The sequence below is a fragment of the Acetobacter sp. DsW_063 genome, assembly GCF_002153745.1.
Classification (GTDB): Bacteria; Pseudomonadota; Alphaproteobacteria; order Acetobacterales; family Acetobacteraceae; genus Acetobacter.
In genome coordinates this window covers 61,304-68,160 of record NZ_JOPL01000014.1, presented here as the reverse complement: position 1 = coordinate 68,160, position 6,857 = coordinate 61,304, and the positions used below count along the sequence as shown (strand labels likewise).

The following is a 6,857-nucleotide window of genomic DNA, read 5'->3' as shown; positions in this document are numbered from 1 at the left end:
AATTACGGGCCAAGCGCATCAATCAACGGCTCTTCGATCCCTCCAAGTCACCAAAAGATAACCTTTGCGCTCAGTAGTCCGTTGCAAATACTGAGCCACTCATAACAAAAAGTAGATGGCCTGTTTAAAGCGCCACTACTGCTTCCGTAACAATCCGACCGGTCATACCATCAGTGATCCCTAGATCCGTGACATGTGGACCCGGATTGCAGGCGAGGCTTGCGCCAATGACCAGCTTGACCAACGGCGCCGGAACGTCTGTGGCGACATCTAGAGACGCTGCGCGCATAGCCGCGAACCTCTCGGCCACAACCAGCGACGGCTCTTCAGAAAGTAGTCCGCAGACTGGCAGGTCGAGCACGCAGGTCGGCTTGCCGTCGATTACGGCGGCCATGCCGCCTCCGCACGCAATCAGGGCATTCGCCGCCGCAGCCAGATCGGCAGGATTGCGGCCGAACACCGCGAGGTTGTGGCTATCGTGCAGAATCGTCGTCGCGAAAGCGCCACGCCATTCGCCCCAACCTTCCATCACACCTATGCCTGGCTTGTCGGACATGCCGTAACGGTTGAACACAGCCATGATGATGCAGTCCTCCGGCAGCACAACGGCGCCATCTCTGACGTCGACATCGCGTTCCGCCCAGCGGGTAAAGCGTGGTGTATGGACGGTATGAATGCGGACTTTTTCGCCGTCGACTACACCCGGCGCAGGAATGTGGAATGCAGCTTCCGCCACCGGGGCGAGCTTCATTGTGCCCTTCGGCGCGACCAGCGTATCCGGTCGGGGGGCAGTCGTAAGCGCGCCGCCTATAGCTGCTTCCTGTCCCGACACGAAGACCCGCTGGATTGGAAGGGAGGACAGGTCGCCATAAATGACCATGTCGGCCCGGCGACCTGGCGCAATCAGGCCAAGATCGTTACGCCCCAACCAACGCGCTGCGTTCAACGTTCCGCAACGCAGGACATCCAGCGGCTTCATGCCTGCTGTAACCAGCAGGCGCACGAGAGCGATCACGCCGCCTTTGGCGACGAGGTCGTCCGGAAAGATATCGTCCGTACAGAGCGTCACCGTCTGCGGTACATGGCCCAACGTCTCGAACGCCTTTACCGCTTCGATCGCCATGTCGGGGTGGGACCCGCGAAGTTCGAGCGTGAGCCCTGCGCGGAGTTTGGAGAGCACGTCCTGCTCGCCAGTCAATTCGTGGTCGGATTCAACGCCCGCAGCGCAGAACGCCTGCAAAGGAGCGCCTGACAGGCCGCGCGCGTGCCCGAAGACGCGTTTGCCGCTGTCGAGACCGGCCTGAACAATGCTGCTCATATGAGGGGAACGTTCGATGACGCCGCGCATGTCCATGACTTCGGCGACTCCGATGATCTCCGGCCAGGAAAGCATCTCCGCCATCGCGGAGGCGTCGAACACTGCCCCGGCGCGCTCAAGACCCGGCGCGGATGGCACGCAGGACGGCGCCTCCACCAGAATGCGTAGCGGCAGGTCGCGTGCGGCTGCGACCGCCCAGCGCACGGCGTCGAGGCCGCCGACATTGCCGACTTCATGCGGGTCCCAGCAGATTGTCGTGGTGCCTTGCGGAACAACGACTTCCGCGTAGCTGCGCGGCGTGATCATCGAGCTTTCGATATGAAGATGCGTGTCGATCAGGCCAGGCGCCACTACCGCGCCGTCAAGTTCGATGATGCGCGCGGCGTCCGCGCGCCCGCCTCTGGGGTGCACGCTTGCGATCAGCGGCCCGACCAGACCGACATCTGCTTCCCGCAGTTCGCCGGTCACCATATCGGCAACGGCGCCGCCAGTCAGAAGAATATCGAAAGGATGCTCGCCAGCCGCCGCCTTTACTGCACGGTCGCGCAGCGCAGGATCATCGAGGTCGGCTCCCGGCTTCGCCTTTGTCTCTGTCATTTTTGATGATCCTTTCAGGAATTTCAGTGATGCAGCGTCAAGGCGCTGAGCGCGACATAAACTGCCAGCAATAAGTCGGTGAGCAGCAGCACGGGCGCCACCCGGATACGCAGGGCGAGGGCCATCAACGTGTAGGCAAAGGAACCGGCGGCAAGCCCGATTACAAGATTGCCCGTCGTGACGGTCAGAAGCATGATCAGAACGGCGCTGACTGTATTTTCCAGCTTCGAACAGTCGAGATGGCGGATGCCCTCCATCATCATCACGCCGACCATGACCAGCGCAGGCGTGGTGGCCTGAGCGGGAACGGCGGCGATCAGCGGCCAGAAGAACATCGCGAAGGTGAACAGGATCGCCACGAGGATGGCGGTCAAGCCGGTTCGGCCTCCTGTTTCGACTCCGGTCGCGGACTCGACATACGCTGCGATTGTCGGGCTGCCGATGCAGGAACCGACCATTGAGGCCAGCCCGTCCGCAAGATAGGCGGCGCGTGCGTTCGGCAGCTTTCCGTCAGCATTCATCAGCCCCGCCCGACGCGTGACGCCGATAAGGGTCGCCGTCGCCGAGAAGAAGTCGCCCAGGAAGAAATACCCGGCGAGCGGCAAGGCCAACGCCAGATGGTTCATGAACGATCCGAAGTCGAACGCGAACGTATAGTTGCTGGGCCATGGCGGCATCTGCACCGGAGCGGCTGGAAGGTGCGTAAGCGCGCCACCATGCGCTCCCGGTACGAACAGACCGATCAACGTCACAGCGACGATCGAAAGCAGCAACGCCGCCGGCACGCGCAGAGCCAACAGAACGGGAGTCGCCAGTAGAGCGGCCCCGGCGAGCATCACGGACGGCTCCCGCAGATCGCCGAAGTGCCCGTCGCGGGTCAGCAAGCCGCCACCCATAAGGCCAAGCTTCGCGATGAACAGTCCAAGGCCACATTGCAGCCCCGTGCGTATCGCTTCGGGGAAGGCCATCACCACCTGTTCACGCAGGCGACTTGCCGAGAACAGCGTGAAGACGATGCCCCCGACCAGAACCATCACCAGCGCAGTCCCGTAGGACACGCCGCTCCCGGCCACGGCCATGGCGAACACAGTGTTGGTGCCCATGGCGGGGGCCAGAGCGATCGGCAGACGTCCGATCAGCCCCATGAAAAGCGACCCGACGATCGCCGCGAGCGCCGTGATGACGATCAACGCGTGCCGATCCGCCCCCGTGACCGACAGGATCTGCGGGTTCACGACCACGACATATCCCATGGCGCCAAACGTCGTCAGCGCGGCCAGAAATTCGCGCGTGAGACTGGTTTCAGGCGGATTGGCCCGGTCCGGCGACAAAAAACGCAGAATGCCGCCACCAGAAGGGGGCGCCGCGGGCAGGTCGGGGGTGGACAGGGCCTGTCTCCTTCGTCAGGGCGATGAACGGCGTCTGTAGCATCAACGTTTCGGTTCAGGAATCGAGGCCGCGTTTCAAGAGGCGGCCGACCCGTTGTTTACTGTGAACAACGGGCAGGACCATCAAACCCCTCGACGAAGATCTGATAAAACTTTGCAGCATCGACCGCCGTAACGATGTGCACCACCGGCGCGCCCTTCAAGGACAGCGAAAGTGGGCGGGCGTGGGCGCGGCCATAGAACATCCCTTGCGCAATCTCGACGTCCATCGTGGCGTCAACGGACGACGTCACCAGTTCCGGATGCAGCGCGACCGCCGTGGTCAGTTCATCCCACATCGGGATGCCAGGTTGCGCGTAACGGGCGAAATATGCGGCGAGCGGCGCTTTCTTTCCTTTGGCCTGTTCACGTAGTTCCGTCTTCAGCAAGACGCCGAGCGTAACATTTCCCATATTGGTGATGCTGTGCCACGGAGCGGTAAGCACGATATGCGCCGCTTCCGGGTCAAAGATCATGTTGAAATCGGTGTAAAAATCGATCTCGTGCGTTTTTTCGACAGCGATCTGGGGATGATCCGTGTCCAGCAGGCCGCCCATGAAGACCAGTTGTTTGGCGAGCCCGGCGAATTCACTGTCCAGCTTGATTGCAAGCGCGACGTCGGTGAGGGGGCCGCCCGCCACGATCGTCACCTGATGCGGATAACGATGGACCGCGTCGATCATGGCGTGAGCGGCGCTCTCTCCATGAGGAAGCGTCGGCGTAAACCCTTCAGGCATCGTCGGGATCAGGGACGGTTGATCCGGGTGTCCTGTCGGGTGACGGGGGCTCGCGGGCTGCCAGGCGCCTTTCCAGATGATACGGCCGTATTGGGCCTCCCAGGCGTACATCTCGTTTGCAGTACGGACCAGGGGCATTTCCGCGCCCATATAGAGCGGGAGTGAAGGGCATCCAACCTGTTTGAGGAACGCGAGGAGATGGGCGGCGCCCTCGTCACGCCACGCGTCGCCCGTTACGGCTCCGACGCCTAGAAGTTTGGTGTGCGGATCGGACAGCGCAGGATAGAGAGACTCGATATTGGTCTCTCCTGGTCCTGAAAAATCGTTGTCGATAAAAACGAGATTCTGATCGGCGTCAATCGGCGAGGCTGCTTTGGTCGTCGCGACGGTCGACAGCATCAGGGCTGCGGCGAGTGAGACGCGGCGAAGGAAAGCGCCTGTCATCCGATCAGAAATCATATCGTAACGAACCTCCGATGATACGTGGGTCGTTGATGTAACCGGTATAGTTGTCGAAATCGAGCGCGCCGATGCCGACGACCTTGTTTGTGATGTTTCGAACGTAGACGCTGGCGGAGTAGTGATGCTTCGTGTCCTCATAAGCGAGGCTTGCGCCGCCGAGGAGCAGGGCCTTGCCTTCAAACTCTACGGACCGGTAGAGCGTGAAGAATTCCTGACTACGCCATGACCAGTCCGTGGAAAGAACGAGCCGTTTCGTGTTGGTGAGCGGAATTCTGTAAGACGCGTTCAGGTTCGCGATCCAGCGGGGCGCATAAGGCAGACCGTTGCCGTTGATTTTCGCAAGTCCGGTCGTCGCGTCGATCGGGTTGAGCATCGTGCAGCCTACGCCGCATGCGCCAGACTCCAGACCGGGAGAATGGATCTGGGTGAAATTGTAGCTCATGTTGGCGCTGATCGAGAGATTCTCGATCGGATAAGTCTGTGCGCTGAATTCGAACCCGCGCCCGACGACATGATCAGCGTTCAGCAGCTGGATCTGGTTTGACGTTCCCCCCGACGCCGTCAGCTGCATGTTCTTGGTGTTCCACATATAGGCTGCGCCGGTCAGCTGAACGCGCCCCTGGGCGAGGTTCGCCTTGTAGCCCAGCTCAAACGACGTGTTGCGTTCTGCCGACGCCTTGGAAATGTAGCTGTTGCTTGTCAGGCGGCCCTGGAAGCTGGGGGCGAGAAAGCCCGTCGCGGCGCGGAAATAGACGCTCATGTTCGGCGTAATCTTGTAGTTTACGCTTGCGTCCCAGCTGATGTTGTTCGAGTGCGAAGCCTGGGACAGAGCCAACGGGCCATCGCCGCCAAAAATGCGTGTCGCGCTGAAGTTTTTGAAGTCGTATGTGTAACGAATTCCACCGGTGATGCTCAGATTATGCAAAATATCATAAGTCATGGAATCGAATACGCCGACTGAATTCTCGTTCTGACGCTGGTTGGCGAGTTCCGTCGTCTTCATGCTCGTTGAATTATAGTTGTAATCGTAGTCGTCGAGAAATTCGTTGAAGTAGTAGACGCCAGCCTGATCAAAAAACTTTCCGGTTTTGACGGTGTAGACGCGGAGTTCCTGCGTCGTCTGGCTGATTTTCGGCGCCGACGTTCCGGTTTGAACACTGAACGGAACTGTTGAAGGATTTCCGCCGTCGATCGAGCCGATCGAGCCCAGGGAGCCCTCGGTCCAGGAACTGATCAGCTGAACGCCGAAATGAGCGAAGTTTTTCGTGGCTTTGATATGTCCGCCCGCAGTCGTCAGATTTTGGGCGTTATCGCCGTTCTGCGAGACGTTGTAGATATCGTAGCCGGGACGAATGCCCTGATAACCATGCTCGTACAAATTGGCGCGGAACAGGGTGGCTGTGCCCTCGACATGACGGGCGTTGACCTCAAAAAGGATATTGGCCGAATCATCAATGGTGTACAGGCCCTGCAGGCGCCCTGCGATATCTTCGTAACCCTCCAGGCTCTTCTTCCAGCGTGGTCCGTCATAGACGTTATGAACCCAGTTATCGCGGCGCTGGTTGATGATCGAAAGCCGCATCGAGAACTTGTGCGGCACGACGGCGATATTCACAGCGCCCTGCGTAACTGCGGAATTGAACGTGCCATAACTCTGGCTGATATAGCCGGTCGTCTTGTCTTCCGGCCCCTTTGAGTGGATGTTGATGACGCCAGCAGGCGTATTGCGACCGAACAACGTCCCTTGCGGTCCGGCGAGCACTTCGGTGTCTGCGAGGTCGAACAGCGGAAAGGAGCGCAGGACCGGGTTATCCAGCACCACGTCGTCATAGTACATAGCGACAGGCTGGGCCGAGTTGGTGTCGAAGTTCGCGTTGCCCAGGCCGCGGATATAGATGCGCGGGAAGGTGCGGCCAAAAGATGACTCGATATTGAGGCTTGGCGTGCGACCGGCCAGAGAACGGATATCGTCGCCGGCGACGGTCAGCGTGGAAATCTGCGACGGCTTTATCGTGTACACGGCTTCAGGCACGTCGGTGGCGCGTTCATTGCGACGCCGCGCAGTGACGGTTACGGCTTCTTCGCCGCGGGGCAGTCGCCGCGCTGCAGGGCGCACTTTCGCCGCCGGTCTGGAGGCAACGGCGACAGGTGCCGCCGGGCTGACGCTGTGCGCTGCTACAGCACGTTTTTGGGGATGGTGGGTAGTCGCCGAGACTGCTGTCGAGCTGCCCGCGATGACAAGTGCGCCTATCGATCCGGTCATGAGAAGCACGGAACGAGCAGAGCAGAACTTAACAGGCGTCATTTACCACCGCG

Annotated in this window: 4 protein-coding genes; all 4 read right to left on the bottom strand. The window is 60.2% G+C overall.

The genetic code is table 11. From position 1 onward, the window contains the following. Positions 1-124 precede the first annotated feature (124 nt). A complete protein-coding gene (locus HK28_RS03750) occupies positions 125-1,915 on the bottom strand; it encodes an adenine deaminase (RefSeq protein WP_086643276.1) in 1,791 nt (596 codons plus the stop codon). A 23-nt stretch (positions 1,916-1,938) separates the two neighbouring features. Beyond that, positions 1,939-3,246 carry an NCS2 family permease gene (locus HK28_RS03745; protein WP_086643275.1) on the bottom strand — a complete coding sequence of 436 codons (1,308 nt, stop codon included), beginning with the start codon at positions 3,244-3,246 and terminating at the stop codon, positions 1,939-1,941. A 155-nt stretch (positions 3,247-3,401) separates the two neighbouring features. Next, the gene (locus tag HK28_RS03740) at positions 3,402-4,538 is read right to left on the bottom strand and encodes a nucleoside hydrolase (protein WP_158093386.1); all 1,137 of its coding nucleotides are present in this window, start codon (positions 4,536-4,538) and stop codon (positions 3,402-3,404) included. Then, positions 4,528-6,846, bottom strand: a complete 2,319-nt coding sequence (locus HK28_RS03735) for a TonB-dependent receptor (RefSeq protein WP_086643273.1) — start codon at positions 6,844-6,846, stop codon at positions 4,528-4,530. Before HK28_RS03735 ends, HK28_RS03740 begins: the two co-directional genes overlap by 11 nt. Between the last annotated feature and the right edge of the window lie 11 nt (positions 6,847-6,857).